14 protein-coding genes are annotated in these 15,207 nt (G+C 32.1%); 4 read left to right on the top strand and 10 right to left on the bottom strand.

All coding sequences use genetic code 11. From position 1 onward, the window contains the following. Window positions 1–116 precede the first annotated feature (116 nt). Window positions 117–2,006, top strand: a complete 1,890-nt coding sequence (gene dnaK / locus ACJJVN_RS08465) for a molecular chaperone DnaK (RefSeq protein WP_104514813.1) — start codon at window positions 117–119, stop codon at window positions 2,004–2,006. A gap of 299 nt (window positions 2,007–2,305) precedes the next feature. On the opposite strand, the gene ACJJVN_RS08460 is transcribed toward dnaK, so the two are convergent. The 3 genes from ACJJVN_RS08460 to ACJJVN_RS08450 all read right to left on the bottom strand — a co-directional run bounded on the left by ACJJVN_RS08460 (window position 2,306) and on the right by ACJJVN_RS08450 (window position 5,217). Then, the gene (locus ACJJVN_RS08460; protein WP_405377801.1) at window positions 2,306–2,467 is read right to left on the bottom strand and encodes a hypothetical protein; all 162 of its coding nucleotides are present in this window, start codon (window positions 2,465–2,467) and stop codon (window positions 2,306–2,308) included. Between the two features lie 843 nt (window positions 2,468–3,310). Next, on the bottom strand, window positions 3,311–4,288 hold the full coding sequence (locus ACJJVN_RS08455; RefSeq protein WP_405377800.1) for a polysaccharide lyase family 7 protein: 978 nt from the start codon (window positions 4,286–4,288) through the stop codon (window positions 3,311–3,313). Window positions 4,289–4,377: 89 nt separating this feature from the next. Beyond that, window positions 4,378–5,217: an oxidoreductase gene (locus ACJJVN_RS08450; RefSeq protein WP_104514810.1), complete on the bottom strand. Its 840-nt coding sequence runs from the start codon at window positions 5,215–5,217 to the stop codon at window positions 4,378–4,380. Window positions 5,218–5,540: 323 nt separating this feature from the next. On the opposite strand from ACJJVN_RS08450, the gene ACJJVN_RS08445 reads away from it, so the two are divergent. After that, complete coding sequence (locus tag ACJJVN_RS08445; RefSeq protein WP_405368448.1) at window positions 5,541–6,149, top strand: hypothetical protein; 609 nt, start codon at window positions 5,541–5,543, stop codon at window positions 6,147–6,149. A 137-nt stretch (window positions 6,150–6,286) separates the two neighbouring features. Here the strand turns inward: ACJJVN_RS08445 and ACJJVN_RS08440 are convergent, their stop codons facing one another. From ACJJVN_RS08440 to ACJJVN_RS08410, 7 genes are all read right to left on the bottom strand, one after another. After that, entirely contained in the window at window positions 6,287–7,777 is a 1,491-nt protein-coding gene (locus tag ACJJVN_RS08440) for a M48 family metalloprotease (protein WP_405377799.1), read from the bottom strand. A 4-nt stretch (window positions 7,778–7,781) separates the two neighbouring features. After that, complete coding sequence (locus ACJJVN_RS08435; RefSeq protein WP_405377798.1) at window positions 7,782–8,954, bottom strand: DUF6882 domain-containing protein; 1,173 nt, start codon at window positions 8,952–8,954, stop codon at window positions 7,782–7,784. A 52-nt stretch (window positions 8,955–9,006) separates the two neighbouring features. Then, entirely contained in the window at window positions 9,007–9,663 is a 657-nt protein-coding gene (locus tag ACJJVN_RS08430; protein ID WP_405377797.1) for a hypothetical protein, read from the bottom strand. A gap of 14 nt (window positions 9,664–9,677) precedes the next feature. After that, on the bottom strand, window positions 9,678–10,649 hold the full coding sequence (locus ACJJVN_RS08425) for a hypothetical protein (RefSeq protein ID WP_405377796.1): 972 nt from the start codon (window positions 10,647–10,649) through the stop codon (window positions 9,678–9,680). Window positions 10,650–10,690: 41 nt separating this feature from the next. Next, complete coding sequence (locus ACJJVN_RS08420) at window positions 10,691–11,101, bottom strand: hypothetical protein (RefSeq protein ID WP_405368440.1); 411 nt, start codon at window positions 11,099–11,101, stop codon at window positions 10,691–10,693. A gap of 107 nt (window positions 11,102–11,208) precedes the next feature. After that, window positions 11,209–11,946, bottom strand: coding sequence for a LytR/AlgR family response regulator transcription factor (locus ACJJVN_RS08415; protein ID WP_405377795.1), 738 nt, complete (start codon window positions 11,944–11,946; stop codon window positions 11,209–11,211). Continuing rightward, window positions 11,943–13,796: a tetratricopeptide repeat protein gene (locus ACJJVN_RS08410; RefSeq protein WP_405377794.1), complete on the bottom strand. Its 1,854-nt coding sequence runs from the start codon at window positions 13,794–13,796 to the stop codon at window positions 11,943–11,945. The genes ACJJVN_RS08415 and ACJJVN_RS08410 overlap by 4 nt, the downstream gene beginning before the upstream one ends. A 348-nt stretch (window positions 13,797–14,144) precedes the next feature. Here ACJJVN_RS08410 and ACJJVN_RS08405 point away from each other — a divergent pair, with 348 nt between their 5' ends. Both ACJJVN_RS08405 and ACJJVN_RS08400 read left to right on the top strand, forming a co-directional pair. Next, window positions 14,145–14,666 (top strand): hypothetical protein, encoded by a 522-nt coding sequence (locus ACJJVN_RS08405; protein ID WP_405377793.1) that lies wholly within the window; start codon window positions 14,145–14,147, stop codon window positions 14,664–14,666. 47 nt (window positions 14,667–14,713) lie between these two features. Beyond that, window positions 14,714–15,094: a DUF6122 family protein gene (locus ACJJVN_RS08400; protein WP_405377792.1), complete on the top strand. Its 381-nt coding sequence runs from the start codon at window positions 14,714–14,716 to the stop codon at window positions 15,092–15,094. Window positions 15,095–15,207 lie beyond the last annotated feature (113 nt).

Raw genomic sequence — 15,207 nt, 5'->3', positions numbered from 1 at the left:
ATTAAATCAATATGTCATATAGAAATGACATCATGTCACTACTTATGTCATGGCACAAACATTGACTTAAGGAAAGCATAATAAAAATTGAAACTAAAAATTAAAATACATTTATAATGAGTAAAATAATAGGAATAGACTTAGGTACAACTAACAGTTGTGTATCCGTAATGGAAGGAAGCGAGCCTGTAGTAATACCTAATGCAGAAGGAAAAAGAACAACTCCATCTGTAATCGCCTTTGTAGAAGGTGGTGAAATTAAAGTAGGAGATCCTGCAAAAAGACAAGCAGTAACTAACCCAACTAAAACGGTTGCATCTATCAAGCGTTTTATGGGTAACAAATTCAGTGAATCTTCTAAAGAAACTGGATATGTACCTTACTCTGTAGTAAAAGGAGATAATGATACACCACGTGTTGATATCGATGGTCGTCTTTATACTCCACAAGAATTAAGTGCAATGATTCTTCAAAAAATGAAGAAAACTGCTGAAGATTATTTAGGACAAGAAGTAACTGGAGCAGTAATTACTGTACCTGCATACTTTAACGATTCTCAACGTCAGGCAACTAAAGAAGCTGGTGAGATCGCTGGTCTTAAAGTTGAGCGTATTATTAATGAGCCTACTGCTGCGGCACTAGCTTATGGATTAGATAAAAAAGATACAGATCAAAAAATCGTAGTATTTGATTTTGGTGGTGGTACACATGATGTATCTATCCTAGAATTAGGTGACGGTGTATTTGAAGTACTTGCTACAGATGGTGATACTCACCTAGGTGGTGATGATGTTGATCAAAAAATCATTAACTGGTTAGCTGACGATTTTAACGCTGCTGAAGGTATTGATTTACGTCAGGACCCAATGGCTTTACAACGTCTTAAAGAAGCTGCAGAAAAAGCTAAAATTGAGCTTTCTTCTAGTGCGCAAACTGAGGTTAACTTACCTTATGTAACTGCTACTGCTTCAGGACCTAAGCACCTTGTAAAAACTCTTACAAAGTCTGCTTTTGAGCAATTAATTTCTGACTTAGTAAAAAGAACTATCGAGCCATGTAAAACTGCATTGAAAAACGCAGGTCTTTCTACAGGTGATATCGATGAGATTATTCTTGTAGGTGGTTCTACTCGTATTCCTGCTGTGCAAGAAGCTGTAGAGAAATTCTTCGGTAAGAAGCCATCAAAAGGAGTAAATCCTGATGAAGTTGTTGCTGTAGGTGCTGCTATCCAAGGTGGTGTATTAACTGGTGATGTAAAAGACGTTCTTTTACTTGATGTTACTCCACTTTCTTTAGGTATCGAGACTATGGGTGGTGTTATGACTAAATTAATTGAGTCTAACACAACTATCCCAACTAAAAAATCTCAGGTATTCTCTACTGCTGCAGATAATCAACCAAGTGTTGAGATTCACGTAATCCAAGGTGAGCGTGCTATGGCAAACGATAACAATACTATCGGTAGATTCCACTTATCTGATATCGCACCAGCGAGAAGAGGTACTCCACAAATTGAAGTAACCTTTGACATCGATGCAAACGGTATTATTAAAGTAAGTGCTGAAGATAAAGCAACTGGTAAGAAACAAGATATCCGTATCGAGGCTTCTTCTGGACTGTCTGAAGAAGAAATCGAGAAAATGAAGCAAGATGCTGCTGCAAATGCTGATGCTGATGCAAAAGCAAAAGAAACAGCTGACAAACTTAACGCTGCAGATCAATTGATTTTCCAAACGGAAACTCAACTTGAGGAATTTGGTGAGAAGATTCCAGCTGATAAAAAAGCTCCAATTGAAGAAGCTCTTAACGAATTAAAAGTAGCTTTTGAAACTAAAGAACTTACTGTAATTGATCCTGCTATGGAAAAATTAAACCAAGTTTGGGCTGGTGTTAGTGAAGAAATGGCTAAAGCGCAACAAGAAGGTGGACAACCTGCAGGTGACGCTGGCGCAGCTGCTGATGACACAAGTGATGTAGAAGACGTAGACTTTGAAGAAGTGAAGTAAGCAATGCTTATTTAGTTTACAGTCGTAGTGACTGTAAACAGTTAATATTTAAAATCCCTAAACCGTTGGTTTAGGGATTTTTTGTTTTGGGGAGTTTTATTTTTTTGATAATTAAAAATTAAACCTGTTAGAAAATAAATGTAACGCTTACGATCATTACTGCATCATGTGCCATTAGAAAGGGAAAGCTATTTAGATAACATTATTAGGTCTGAGACTTTAAATCAGAATAAAAATTACTGAAATGGGTGAATGCACCTAAATAAGACATTATTAAATGAATGATTTATATCAACTTATTATATAGTAGCGGTATCACCTACTCTCGCTCCGTTAAGTGAATTATAATCTCTAAAATCCATTAAGGCATATTTAGAAAGTATAAACAAACCAAATAAATAATTACCTCGTTCTAATAAATAAAAAAATTGTGGATGAAACTCGTAGTAATGAGCGATCATAGCACAGAAATCTGCGAATACAAAAGCTATACATGCGTACAAGTAATAAGATGTTTTGTTACTGATTTTTGTAGAATTATTTAAACCACAAATAAGACATGATGTTATACCTACAAAGCCAGTAATGTGTACAATGCAAAACAGGACTTGGGATTCAAATAAGTCTACTAGATTGTTTAGTAAGTAATTAAAAGAAAGACAATTAAAAGTGGCCATCGCGATATAGGCGATAATTTCATACCATAAAAACTTACTCCATTCAATATCTTTAAAAATTCTAATTACATAGATAAGGTATGTGATGATAGAGGTTAAAAGGAATAAGTAGGGCCCAAAGTTGTAATCATAAAAGAGAAAACCTACATCAGACACGCATTGTGAAATGAATATGATATAAATCCATTTGCTTTGATGACCTATTTTTACCAGGAAATAAGTTAAAACAGCTAAGGAAGACAATAGTCTAACCGATCTAAAAATAGTTATATCAAAAAATAAATTGCTTACACAGTTTATGATTATAAACAGTACCGCAAGAAACAACATTTGCTTCTTGATAGACTGCTCGGTAAACGATTTAAAAATAGACATAAATTTAAATGACTCTTAAAGGTAGATGAATATAATGATTTACCGTACTATACAGACATTATTATTTTTACTCACAAACAGTTTAAATAGCTGGATGACATGTTATGTTTTTATAAGTTTTTATTGGCTTTGAATAATAGCTTATCCCTTTGCAACGGTAACATTTAACAATCAGTTTTAATTAAGATGCGCATAGATAATTGCAAAAACTGTTTTTATTTCTTCTAATGAATAATTAGAGGCTGTGTCTATTTAATGAGAAACCTCTAACTTGTAAAAAGTAGCCTGCTCATAGTCAGAAGAACTCAATACTTTTTTATTTGCAGAGTAGATACCTGCTTTAAAGTACAACCAGTCGTTTGCAAAACCGCTTGTAGACATGTCTATTTCTTTAGAAGATATGTTTTTACCACTTTCATCAAAAAGATCTACTTTTAACAGATTACCTTTTACCTCTATTCTATAAGAAAACTCTTCGTTAAGAGCAATTCCATTACTAGGGCTACTAGAACCGTTGTATTTTCCAGCGGTACTTCCTTTTTCACTCACATAATTGCCTAACATATTTTCATAAATATCTGGTCTATTACGTGGTTCGTGAGCAAAATAAATAGCTCCTTTTCTATGATCTGGCTGTTTGTGATAATAAAGACGGATAGGCTCGTCATCACTGGCATGAATTTGTCCTATGATAATCCTACCCACTTGATCTGGACTACCAGAAGTTTCTGTAACTCTATTGATTTTTAAAGTAGCTCTTAAAACACCATCTACAGCGCCAGCTATTTCTTGATTTTCTTTGGTAGAAGAACTAAAAACCCAATTATTACCATTAATACCTTTGGTATCGATACTAGAATTTTTTCCACGCAACATCTCGCGTAATTCCACTCTGGAATAAGTAGAATTTACCGTTGTCCCTGCTCCTTTAGGATAATTTTTAAAGACCATACCACCATCTTTAGAGTCTGTATAGAATTGATTATCTAATGTAAATCCATTATTAATTTCTTCTACGCTTTTCTCTTCTCCTGATGATAAAGTAATTTTCCAATGAGATAAATCAAAGTTTTCTGAAGGAGTGAGATTTGGATTTAAATTGTAAGATGCTGTTGTGCTTTCATTATTGTTCACTGAACTTTTTCCAGTAGAACATCCATAAATCAATGCCGCACAAAAGCTAATAGATATACAGTTGATTATATTTTTTCTATTAAAAAGAGACATCATAAAAGAAGAATTAATTAAAGTATTACAATTGTAAACAAAAAAACCGCCTAAGAGGCGGTTTTTATATGATATAAATGAATTACATAAACTTATTCAAAATCACATGGCTTACCTAAATCTTCAAATTTAGCTAGCTCTTCGATTAATCCGTTGTTTACTTTTCCAAAAACTTCATAAGCTATTTTACCTAATGGTAAATGCACTGGAGCCTCTTCTAGTTGTGCTAGTTTATAGATCGCGTTTGCAGCTTTTGCAGGATCACCAGGCTGGTTACCGCTTAATTCTTGTAAACTTCTGATACGCTCACCTACTGTGCTTTCGTAATCTTCGATTTTTGTATTATCATAAGCTGCAGAACTTCCTGCCCACTCTGTTCTAAATGGACCTGGCTCTACGTTTGTTACTTTGATGTTAAGTGGCTTTAATTCTGCTGCAAGCGCCTCTCCTATTCCTTCTAGTGCAAATTTAGAACCGTTGTAGATACCTAAACCTTGAGAACCTATACGTCCTGCAATAGAAGTAACGTTAATAATATGACCAGAACGTTGTTTACGCATAGCCGGTAATATTTCTCTAATAGTAGTTAATACACCAAAAACGTTAACCTCAAATTGTCTTCTTACTTCTTCGTCAGAAATTTCTTCGATACTACCCATAATACCATAACCAGCATTATTTACAACAACATCGATCTTACCAAATTTATCAAGTATAGTTTTAACACCGTCCACGATCATTTGTGTAGAAGCTACATCTACAAGTACACCAAAAGAGTTACCTGGATTTTCATTATTAAAAGCTTCAACTTGTTCTTGCTTTCTAAAAGTCCCTACTACTATTTGTCCTTGTGATAATACTTCTTTAGCTAATTGTTTACCTAACCCTGATGATACACCAGTAATAAACCATACTTTTTTCTCTGTACTCATAAATTTATTTTAATGAAATAATGAAAACTATACATTCTCTATCTGCAAATTTACTAAAACATAATCTGAAAATCTGGTTGTTCGTACCCTTTTAAAGTTTACGTAACCTTTAAAACAGATGGTTTAAATTATTTGTCCCTTTTTTGAATTATAATACACTTTGAAAACCTTCCCATTATCCACAATAGAAAAGAAATCTATCTATTTCACTAGCTTTATGTATACCATAAACTTGTCATAAAAATTAAAATACGCAGCTTAAAATTTATTGATTAGAGATTCAAAACCTTAATTTTATATTTCAAAATTTGACAAAATATTATATGAAAAATCAATTTGCAATCCTAGTATTATTTCTTGCTTGTTCCTATTCCATAAATGCGCAGACAGCAACACCAAAAGAAAAAGCAGAGGTTTATCACAAGGCAAATCAATCAAAATATAAATACATAAACAACTGGTACTGGCTATTCGGCACAGAGGATGACTCTTATAAAACTAATCGTAATAATACAGTAGCATGGGAATTAGAAGATGGTGGCTGGTACACTGGTATTGGAAAAAATGATACTTATACAGGTTATGGAGTACAGTACAAATTAAAGAGTAACAGTTACATTTTCAGTAATTGGAAAGATACAAAACCTAATGGTCTGACGCTTTTTCAAGATCCTGGATATAGTTTTATAGGAACGTATAAGGATGATGCAAAAAACGGTTTTGGGATTACTAAATGGTCCAATTATAAATCATTTAGTAACGAAAATTATAAAGATGTCATCAAATATGTAGGAGAATATAAAGATGGTATATGGAGTGGCTATGGAGTGATTTATTTTGTAGATGGCACGTATAAATCAGGGATTTTCATAGACAGTATTTTAACTAAAGAATTACCTAAAATTGTAGTTTTAGAAGCACTGGGATTTTAATGAATCTAGAAACTGTATTAAATTAAAACGATAAAAAGGTAGCAATACTTAAATTGCTACCTTCTCCTTCTTAAAGGTTCCCTATAACCTTAAATAAACTCCGCTTTCGCGAAAGCGGAATTATACCAACTATTAATCTAATCTATTCCTTGTGCATCACTGATAACACGATCTATAAAGTCAGTATTGATATGTAATAGTCTCGCTAGATTGTATAAGACGACTACCTCGCTTTCATCTATATGTCCGTCTGCATATGAGATAATAGACAAATCGCGTAGAATATTTAATTTTTGCATTACAGAGAGTACGATATGTAATTCACGAGTGAGTTGTTGTACCTCGCTTATCATCTCATCTTCTGTAAGTCCTTTGATGGTCATCATACAGTTTGCAAATATTTTAGGAGCCACAATACTGCTTAGAGCCTGTATTTCTGAATCGTCCACAACGCCGTCTGCATTTGAAATAAGGTAACCACCTAAAAACATTAATCGCTGTATCTTTTCAGAATGCTCAGATTGATCATCAAGATTTTCTGGTTCCATTAGAGACATGATGCGTTTAATTTCTAACTCCATGGCCTCTTCTGTAATTTCACCTTTTATAGAATCATTAAAAACGGCGTAAGTTTCACTTTTGTTAAATAACTCTAACGCTTTAATTCTTAATGGACTGAATGGATGGCTGCTATACCAGTCTGATGGATCATGGTTAGAATCATTTAAAATTTCTTCTAGATCTACAAATTGCTCGATATAAGCATTTAGTTGAAAGTCTAATGAGTCTGTAGTTACACCAGATGATAATTTAAAGAAAGTACGTCCTACGGCTTCAAAATCCTGGCAACATAATAACCCTGCTCTATCTGCGCTTATCTCTGCATTTCTATTCCAAGCGTATAATTTCATAGCGTGAATAGGTGCAAGATCATTCTCTCCATGATCAAGAATCTGTCTTACTGGGTAATCAAAATGTTCAAAAAGTACGTGACCTATTTCATGTCCTACAACAAAGGTTAATTCTTCTTTTGAAAAACGTTCTAGTATTCCAGAAGATAAAATAATGTATAGTTTATTATCGTCTGGAGGATAACAAGAGGCGTTAAAAATATCGCTTTGGTATACAAAGAATTCAATGTCTGCTTTTAGTTTAAGCGTTTTTTTACAATGCTCTCCTATGTCATGTAACATAGGTGCAAGAGTTTTAGTAAGTCTTAAACTAGATTTTAATAAATGTTTTCTAGACTTAAATTTACTACCTTCATTTACTTTTTCTAGAGTTTTCTGTATTAACTCATCTTCTTTAAAAGCAATAACGTAATCTCTATCTCCATCATAAACTAATAGATTTAGATCCACATCTGCTCTTTTATTAGTATATATTTCTGGCTCTTTATCTACTATTGCTTTAAGATTTAAAGCATTTATTTCTTCTATGCGCTTAGCATATTCTGCAGCGAGCTCTGTGGTTAGATTTTGAAAATCTATACTTGCTTCTTGTAATTTTGCATGATTACCAGATGCTTGTGCATCGCTCAATTCACTTAACATCTTTTCTTGTGCATTTGTTAATGCTAGTTGATGTTCTTTTTCTAATTCTGTGAGTGTTTCTGAAGTGTACGACATAATCCTAGGCTTGAACTGTTATTTTAGAATTAGTGATTTTCATTAATCTACCCTTAAGGTCAAAGATTCCAAGAATTTGATCTTCTCCCTTTTTTGCAATAATGTTATTACCTGGTAGATCGATCTCATAACCTTTATTCTTAAGGTAGAAATACAAGCTATATTTATGAGGGAAATTATAATTTGCTGCGACATAAGAGAAGTGAGAACATAATAAAGCTGGCTCTGTTCTTACTTTACTTTCTACTTCTTCAGAAGTTATCGTTACATAGACGGTTAACCCTTTAAAATCTAAAGGCAGATAACAGCTCTCCTTAGCCATTACAGATGCAATAGTTGCAAAGTAAACACCTGGATCTGTTTCTGCTTGCATTTTAGGAGCTATTAAATCATCTATTTTATAGATCTCTCCTAGTGCTTTTACTGCTTGTGATGTCTGTAAAAACTTTTCTGGGATACCACTTTGATTATTTGCCCAAGCCCATAACCAGCTTTTTTCATTTTGAGAATAAGTACCTAATACCTGGATGTCAAATACTTTATCTTCTCCAAAGGTTACTTTTCCCTCTAGCATATCACAATTCCAGTCTAGACCTGCTACTATCTCACTAAAAATCTCTTGCTTTTCATGAGATAAAACATTGGATTGATTATACAGTTCTTGAATAGTTACTGTTTTTTCTTGATTTTCTGATTCTTGTGATCCTTCATTTGTTGCAGTAGCTGTAGAATCAGTAGTATTATCTGCAGGAGATTCTGCAAATTCCTCTAATTTATCTTCTAGTAAAGAAGTAATGCGTGCTGTTCTTTCTTCAACTCTATCTGCATTTACTACCGGACTGTGGTTAATTTTTAAAACACCATCTTCAAATGTAATGGCACGATCTGAATTGTGTTCATCATTTTCATTTATGATTATCACATTTTTTAAACCTGATTTTAATAACTCAACACCCATAGAATCGCTACCTATTACTTTGAAAGCTTCTATTAGTGGTATAAAGTATACTTTTGGAAAGGTCTCATTATATAAATGTGAGAATCTATCTTCCATGAGTGTATTCCAAGAAATTTCTAGTGGTACAGTGTAGCCTGCAGCTCTATTAATTTCTGTCTCTAATCCTGGAAAAACATCATTTTGAAATGCTTGAATTATTCTTTTTTCTTTAAGTCCCATAATATTTTATTTTTAGAATTAATTTTTTGAGTTTTTGATTTTCAATTATCCTTTATAATAATTGAAGTAATTTTTCTTCTAATATTTTAGAAAGGTTTGCAGGAAGGGCTTTATGTATAGCTACTGAGATAGTTAATACTCCTGTCTGTAATTGAAGCTGTAAGGTTTCTGCTTCTTCTAATACAATTGTTTCTACACCTGACCAGGCATCTTTACCTAGTGCGTCTGCTGTTATTAAATCAATAGCTGGTACTAATGCTTCAAAGAAGTCTTTAACATTTAATCTATTGTTTAATTTATCCAACGAGAGGCGATCTACATTAAAATTTTGAATTTGTTCACCCAATAAATGTTTCTCATTTCTCAACCAAATTTTAAGTTGTAAAACGGTAAGATTTTTATCTGTTGAGGAATATGGCCTGCTTATCTTTCCTTTAGATAATTCCACCACCATTTTCTTAGGTTGCTTTATAGTTACTAAAGCAATGTTATATAGATTAAAAAAAGAAATCTCTTCACCTCTAGTAATCATACAAATCGATTTGTTTTGATTGCTATCAGTCGTTATATCTAGAACAGTACCCTCTATATAAGCACCGTTAGTTAATGAAACGCCAATAAGAATATCTTCTTCTTTTTTAAAAATAGCATGCAGAATTTCTTCTGTAGTCTGGGCAACAAATGCCTTATAATAATTTGAATTATCCATGTTTTAAAAACTTGTTATGAGTGCTCTATTAGAAAGGTAAAATCTTCTGGTAATTGATCTAGGAAATAGGAATTCATATGTTCCCTATCTATTGTGTTATAATCTGTATAGGTTAAACTTTCCATTACTAGATTAGGATAATGCATATGTATTTGATACCTACCTACTCCTTCCGTTAAATGACTCTTTTCATTTTTGTCCTTGAGAGGTACGTGCTTTTCAAAAGAAATAATTAATGACTTGAGGTTTTTTTGATCTACCCATATAGCCTTTAAATAAATGGAAGAACTAGCAGTGGCAAATTCCTCTTGTATAAGATTATCAATCCTTTGAGCCTTTTCAGACCCATAGTTATTAATTACTACAGCATCAGGATAATATTTGTATGAATCATTAGTATCATCATAGGTATTAGGTTTTACAATAAGTTCGTAAAAACCTTTGACCTCTGTAATTAATTTAAAATCTACGTGAGCTTCACTAGTCCAGGTATCAGGATAGTTATCAAGAACGCTACATATTTTTGTAGAGAAATATTTTAAATCCTCAAGTGTTGGATCGCTTGCAGTTGTTATACTTATCGTATGATTAAAGACACTTACATCCATATATAAGACATCTTTATCGAGAACTTCATGCAACTTTCTTCTCAATACGATCGCCTGCAGTTGATAGTCTGTTAAAGCCGTAATGCTATTTTGTTTATTTGAATAATTAGGTACATACAATTCTTTATTTTTTGCATCCCATTCAAAATTGATAACGATTTCAGGGTTCTCTTTAAGAGCTAATTCTACCCAATATATATTGGGATTCATATTAGCCGTATTAAAATGACTTTTGAAAGTTATAATTTCATATTTGTTGTTATGATGCGTGTTTAAAAATGCTACAAAACCTTTTCTAGCATTTACGTTAGAAACACCACAACTAACAAATAATAAAAGAATCACAAACAGAATGACAAAAACAAAGAATCTGTACATAATACTACCTATTAAGTTTTACACTAAATTTTAATGGGTATCTATAAATTATTCTCTAATAAATCTGTTAAGACATTTGTCCTATCTTCTACATCCTTAGCATTAAGAATAGGACTGTGATCCATCGTTAAAACACCATCTGTAAATGAATATGCATTTGCAGGATTGTGGTGATCTTTGGTATTTGTGATATGTATTTCCTTTAGACTATCTGCTAGAGCCTCTTTACCCATCTCATCACTGCAAATAGACTTGAAAGCCTCAATTATAGGTAAGAAATAAATTTGAGGATAAGATTCATTATAAAGGTGTAGAAAACGATCTTCAAATAAAGTAGACCACTCTATATTGAATACTATATCAAAACCAGCTGCTTCAATTATTTGAGCTTTTAAAGCAGGAAATTGTTCTTCTTGAAATGTCTTTGTAAATCTATTTTCTTTTAATCCCATGATATTATATTTTAAGGTTATTTTTTTATTTACCTCAAAATTAAGTCGGGAATAAAGGGAAACTAGTAAGCGTTTTACAAACGCCGTTTTCTGTTTTGTATTTGCCCTTATAAGGCGGCTAGAATTTGTTTTAAATACGATTTTTTGCGTGTAGCAACAGGTATACTCTCATCATTTGTCAAACAGACCGTATTATTAGAGTTGATCGTTTTGATGTATTTCACATTCACCAAATGCGATTGATGTACACGTACAAAAGTATGCTCACTAAGAATATTCTCGTAGTATTTAAGATTGCGAGCGCTCATTATCTTTTTATCTACGGTATGAAAAGTGGTATAAGCACCATCAGACTGACATCGTACTATATCTTTGGTTTGCAAGAAATATTGTGCATCGACTGTTTTTATTAATAAGGTTTTTTCTATTTCTTTTTGATTAATTTCAGAAACTTGATCTACCGCATCCTTATAAATTTGTTCTTTCTGGTAACCTTTTCTAAATCTATCTATACATTCTGTCAATTCATCACTATCTATAGGTTTAAGTAAATAATCTATAGTATCAAATTTGATTGCTTTTATAGCAAACTCATCATATGCAGTTGTAAAAATGATTTTAAAATCAATAGTATCTAGTGCCTCTAGAATTTGAAAAGCATTACCACCTATCAATTCTATATCTAGAAATACGAGATCTGCACTTTGCTTTTTTAAAAAAGAAATAGCTTCTTTAACATTATCAATTTTTGCAATAATTTCAATGTCTTTTTGTGTGTACTTGATAAGTTTATCCAGCGTGTTTAATGCATTAAACTCATCTTCTATTATAACAGCTTTTATCATGAAAGTTTCAATTTAAAAGATACTCTAGTACCTATTGGATTCTTATCTTCATTAAATAAATCTTCTATAGTAAAGGTTTTTTCTTCACCTTTCTTTCTCATTTTTAAACGTTCTTTAAAAATAGATGTTGCGTGTAATTCTTCAGAGACCTTTTCTTGTTTTGCCTTTGCAGATCTTCCCAATCCGTTATCTGAAACGATAAATAACACTTCGTCATTATCTTGTAATATTCTGATTTCTAACTGCCCACCATTTTTTTTCTCTTTCAGTCCATATTCTATTGCATTTTCTATAAAAGGTTGCAATAGCATAGGCGGCACTTTAACTGCAGACCTATCTATAGTATCTGCCAATTCTATATGATAAGAAAACACATTGTTAAAACGTAATTGCTGGGTTTCAATATAATTAGAAATCATAGAAATCTCTTTTTCTAGAGTTATAGATTCCTTTCTTACATAATCAAAGTTTTGCCTTATGAGCTTAGAAAACTTTGCTATATAATTTGAAGATTTAATAGCATCCCCTTCTAAGGTAATGTTCTGAATAGCCGCAAGGGTATTAAAAATAAAATGAGGATTCATTTGTACCCTCAATAAACTCTGTTCTAATTTTGAAGACTTATTTGCTGCTCTCAATCTACCGTTGTAAACAAAAACCGCTGTCACCACTGCTAGAGATACAAATAATAAAATCATACTTATGGTAAGCAATCGATTTGTAGAATTAATCTCTCTTTGATGGTTAATTTCTGTTTCTTTTTGCTTCACTTCGTATTTAACATTGACAAAATCTAAAAGATTTTCTTGTTCCATACGACTTAAATTTAGTTGCAAGCTATCTCTAACTATCTGATTATTTAATGCTTTGGCATAGTCCCCATAAAATAAAGAAACAGCAACCAGCTTATCCCTTACTCTTATCTCTTCATTAATATTTTTATTAGACTTATAGATGTCTAGAGCTTTATTATAATTAACCAAAGACGAGTCTATTCTAGAAGTCAATAAAAATAAATTACCCAACCCTTTGTATGGTGCTGCATTTATAGAATTGATATTTTTATTCAAAGTCACGGCACCCCTTAAAAACCTTTCAGCATCATCATATTTTCCTGCTTCTATATACGTATAACCTATATTATTAAGAACACTAACCAGTATTTTAGGATCACGCTTAGATTGACTTAACGTCATTGCTTCAGAATAGGTGGTTAAAGCCTTGTTATATTCTTTTTGTTCTACATAAATACTAGCCTTGTTATTCTTTATTGCTATAATAGATAATGTATCTGCTTGTTGAGAATATAAACTGTCCGTTTTTTCTATATATGATAACGCTTTATCATAATCTTTTAACTCATAATGAAGCTTAAAAAGCTGATTATAAGCCTTTCCCTCAGTACGTTTGTTACCGATTAACTGTGATAAACTTAATGCCTTTAATGCATATACCTGTGATGCCTCTAGATCACCCATATGTAAAGATGCGCCACTAAGTGTGATTAAACAGCGACCTTCATTATACTTATCATTTAAAGCTGTAAATAGCTCATAGCTTTTAAGTTGGGTATTAAAAGCATCTTCATATTTAAAATCTAAATACTGTGCCTCTCCTTTATTAAAAAGTAACATGGCATTTTCTAGCGTACTTAAATCATCTGTATTATTAAGTAAGCTATCTAATTCTATTATAGACTCATCTGTATTTGATTGTAGGGTACTATCTAACTTTACTAGATAATTTTCTATTTCAGGTCGTATAGTGTCCTGTTTTGAACATGCCGTAATTATTAGGAATAATAAAATAGCAATACTCAATTGCCAGTTGTTCTTGTTTCTTAAAATCATAGAATCAATACTCACTATCGGTTAATAAAGCTAAAGTAAGACACGACTCATATTTATTGTATGAGTTTAGTATTATTTTGTGTTATTATGTTTAAATATTTTTAAATTAAATGACTTAAAGTATAAACAGAAAATATTAATTTTAAAGCTATTATTCACGACTTCGTTTTAAATAAGTATACTAATACTAATGAGTTACTTTAAATAATCATCCATAAGCTATCACTAACTACACTAGTTTTATTAAAATTTGAATTCTACTACCTATTCAAAAAACGATATTATACCCATTTAAAATGATAGTATGTATATCTTTGAAACTGTAATAGATTATTCTAAGCATAGCACATGAACAAATTAACAGCCACACTACTCCTTTTTCTTTTTTTTCAATTAAGCATTGCTCAAAATGAGACCATTACTGCGATGAAAGCGCAAATGGAAGAAATGACAAAACAAATTGCCAAAAAAGATGCTTTTACATATACCATTTTTAAAGAACATATGGTAGCCATAGAACTATTAAGAAAAGCTGCCGATGCTCCAGAGTTGCGCATGTCAGATAAAAATAAGGCCATAGTAAAATCACTAAAAAGAGAAGGGTATAACAAATTACTTAAAGAAGATTATGACGCTATAATCACTAGCGCAAAATCATATAACATCAATTGGAAAAAAGTTAAATACGTAGAGTTACTCTATAAATCAAAAACTGTTTTTAAACTAGGCCAGCCAGGTTTTGAGGGATTATTAGTTTTTGAAGATAAGACTCAAAAAGACATCCTTTTCACCCTAAGAGTAGATTTTATCATGCTAGGTACAGATCCATACGTTCTAGAAATAGACGATCTTAAGAAAGAATTAAAGTAAATACTTATAACTAAGTACTACCTTAAGTTATCCATACATCTATCTTAATGCAAACCTTTGTCCATTACTTTTTACACATCTTCTTTCCACTAGCCATAGCTATTGTGTTTTTTAAAAAAGAATGGAAAAAAACCTATATAATTCTACTAGCCACTATGTTAGTAGATCTAGACCATTTGCTAGCCTCACCAGTATTTGAAGCCCACAGATGCAGTATTAACTACCATCCACTACACTCCTATTATGTCATTTTAATTTACATAAGCTTACTTTTTTTCAAGAAACCATTTAAAATCATAGGTATAGGATTATTATTTCACATGGTGACAGATTTAATAGATTGCCTTTTCATGTATAACCATTGTGCAGACTGTATGGCAGCATCACCAGCAATAGAGCTTTTAAAAGGCATCTCTAGCTGGTTATAAATTATTTTCTAGTATCTGTTCCGCTTTCGCGAAAGCGGAATTTAAATCTAACAGCCTGACTAAAATCTTTGCCCTAGAGGTAGCATAAATATTTCACCTAAATTTTACAAATC

It is taken from the genome of Nonlabens sp. Asnod3-A02, assembly GCF_045063755.1.
Lineage (GTDB): Bacteria > Bacteroidota > Bacteroidia > Flavobacteriales > Flavobacteriaceae > Nonlabens > Nonlabens xylanidelens.
This window is presented reverse-complemented; position numbering and strand designations above follow the sequence as displayed.

Coding starts and splice junctions, on each gene's coding strand:
- ACJJVN_RS08400 (WP_405377792.1), top strand. CDS start 14,714: ATGCAAACCTTTGTCCATTACTTTTTACACATCTTCTTTCCACTAGCC.
- ACJJVN_RS08455 (WP_405377800.1), bottom strand. CDS start 4,288: ATGATGTCTCTTTTTAATAGAAAAAATATAATCAACTGTATATCTATT.
- ACJJVN_RS08435 (WP_405377798.1), bottom strand. CDS start 8,954: ATGGGACTTAAAGAAAAAAGAATAATTCAAGCATTTCAAAATGATGTT.
- ACJJVN_RS08405 (WP_405377793.1), top strand. CDS start 14,145: ATGAACAAATTAACAGCCACACTACTCCTTTTTCTTTTTTTTCAATTA.
- ACJJVN_RS08410 (WP_405377794.1), bottom strand. CDS start 13,796: ATGATTTTAAGAAACAAGAACAACTGGCAATTGAGTATTGCTATTTTA.
- ACJJVN_RS08420 (WP_405368440.1), bottom strand. CDS start 11,101: ATGGGATTAAAAGAAAATAGATTTACAAAGACATTTCAAGAAGAACAA.
- ACJJVN_RS08415 (WP_405377795.1), bottom strand. CDS start 11,946: ATGATAAAAGCTGTTATAATAGAAGATGAGTTTAATGCATTAAACACG.
- ACJJVN_RS08445 (WP_405368448.1), top strand. CDS start 5,541: ATGAAAAATCAATTTGCAATCCTAGTATTATTTCTTGCTTGTTCCTAT.
- ACJJVN_RS08460 (WP_405377801.1), bottom strand. CDS start 2,467: ATGATCGCTCATTACTACGAGTTTCATCCACAATTTTTTTATTTATTA.
- ACJJVN_RS08430 (WP_405377797.1), bottom strand. CDS start 9,663: ATGGATAATTCAAATTATTATAAGGCATTTGTTGCCCAGACTACAGAA.
- ACJJVN_RS08450 (WP_104514810.1), bottom strand. CDS start 5,217: ATGAGTACAGAGAAAAAAGTATGGTTTATTACTGGTGTATCATCAGGG.
- ACJJVN_RS08440 (WP_405377799.1), bottom strand. CDS start 7,777: ATGTCGTACACTTCAGAAACACTCACAGAATTAGAAAAAGAACATCAA.
- dnaK (WP_104514813.1), top strand. CDS start 117: ATGAGTAAAATAATAGGAATAGACTTAGGTACAACTAACAGTTGTGTA.
- ACJJVN_RS08425 (WP_405377796.1), bottom strand. CDS start 10,649: ATGTACAGATTCTTTGTTTTTGTCATTCTGTTTGTGATTCTTTTATTA.